Consider the following 1509-nt stretch of genomic DNA (forward strand, 5'->3'; position numbering starts at 1 on the left):
GGGGTCCGGCGGGGCGGCGGCCCAGGGTGTGCCCGGCGGCCGTCGCCGTGCCGCTGAAGGGCGTGGCATCCGCGCTGCGGCCGTGAGAGCGCCGGTACGTCGAGTACGCCGAGTACGCCGAGTACGCCGAGTACGTCGAGCACGCCGGGTACGTCTTGTACGCGATGGGTGCGGTGCGTCGTACGCGCCGCACGCGACGGGCAGGACGCCCGGGGCGGGTGCTTCGTACGGGACAGACGCGATGAACGCGGACGGATGCGTCACGTGGAGACGAGTATGGCGCACGGGACGCCCGCGACGGACGGGGCCCGCCACGGGCCCGGGTCGCGGCGACTGAGCCGCGTGGGCCGTTGTATACGCACGGGGCGCTCGCCCCCGAGAGCGGTATGACCAATGACCGACGCGCACGACGGCGTACGGCCGCGCACGACCGCGTCCGGTCATCGCGCCGTGCGCACCGCCGGGGGGACGGCCTTCCGGCGCCGTCCCCGGCCCGTGGCCGGGACAGGAACCGGGGAGCCGGGCCAGGGGCCGCGCCGGGACGCCGGGCCCTCCCGTCCCGCAGCCGCTCGTTCATGGGCGTACGCAAGTGCGCGGCCGTGCCGGAGAGAGCTCCGCGACGCCGCCGCCCAGGCGGCTCACAGGGCAGATGTACTTGCCAACGGCCATTGCGCTACGAGGCGTGCTCGTGCATGCTCCCTGCAACGCGGCGTGCGAGGCGCCGCGTGTGGGACGCCATTGCCTGGGCATGAAAGGAGTGCGGCCGTACCCTTGGGGTAAGGGCTTGGGAAAGATGATTCCCGGACACAGCACCGCCCAGCACCCTCCCGCCGTCGCCATCGTCGTTCCTTCTCAAGAGGACTTCCTTCGCCGAGACACCCATGGCTGGTCACGAAATCCCTGAACCCGCTGACCGCAAGCAGGTAGCCGACCCCTTGGCGGAACTGCTGGCGGAGGAGCAGCCGAGCACGTCGTGCGACCCGGCCTTCCGGCACGGAGTAGTGGTCGGATTCGACGGCTCCACATCGAGCGAGCGAGCGCTCGCCTACGCGATCGGGATGGCCAGTCGGCTCGGTTCCGGTCTGATCATCGTTCATGTCGCCAACCGACTTCCGACGACGGTGTGGGCGGGCTGTGAGCCCCCTGTCTTCGTCGACGTGCCGGACCACCGCACCGAGGTGCTCGGGCTCGAACTGGCCTGCGCGGAGTATCTCTCCGAAGTGCCCTGGATTCTCGTGGAGCGCGGCGGGGACATCTGCCACGAGCTGGAGGAGGTCGGCCAGGAGTACTCGGCCGACGCGATCGTGGTGGGCTCGACCCACGGGATCGTCGGGCGCATCTTCGGCTCGGTCGCGGGCCGGCTGGCGCGCCGCGCGCGGCGACCTGTGGTCGTGATCCCCTAGCCGGGGGGGGGGGGGCGCGGCGCGGGGGGGGGGGGGGGCCGGGGCGCGGGCGGGGGCGGGGGGGCGGCGCGGGGCGGGGCCCCGCCGGCGCGGGGGGCCCCCCCCC

Annotated in this window: 2 protein-coding genes; one reads left to right on the forward strand and one right to left on the reverse strand. The window is 73.5% G+C overall.

The genetic code is table 11. The features are described 5' to 3' along the window. Window positions 1–193 (reverse strand): hypothetical protein (locus LCE31_RS38550; RefSeq protein ID WP_225022866.1); only part of this gene is annotated, 193 nt, incomplete at its 3' end. A gap of 688 nt (window positions 194–881) precedes the next feature. Here LCE31_RS38550 and LCE31_RS38555 point away from each other — a divergent pair. Continuing rightward, window positions 882–1403: a universal stress protein gene (locus LCE31_RS38555; protein WP_225022868.1), complete on the forward strand. Its 522-nt coding sequence runs from the start codon at window positions 882–884 to the stop codon at window positions 1401–1403. Window positions 1404–1509 lie beyond the last annotated feature (106 nt).

Origin of the sequence: Streptomyces sp. 8L, from assembly GCF_020176795.1 — a bacterium.
In the GTDB taxonomy this organism is placed as follows: Bacteria; Actinomycetota; Actinomycetes; order Streptomycetales; family Streptomycetaceae; genus Streptomyces.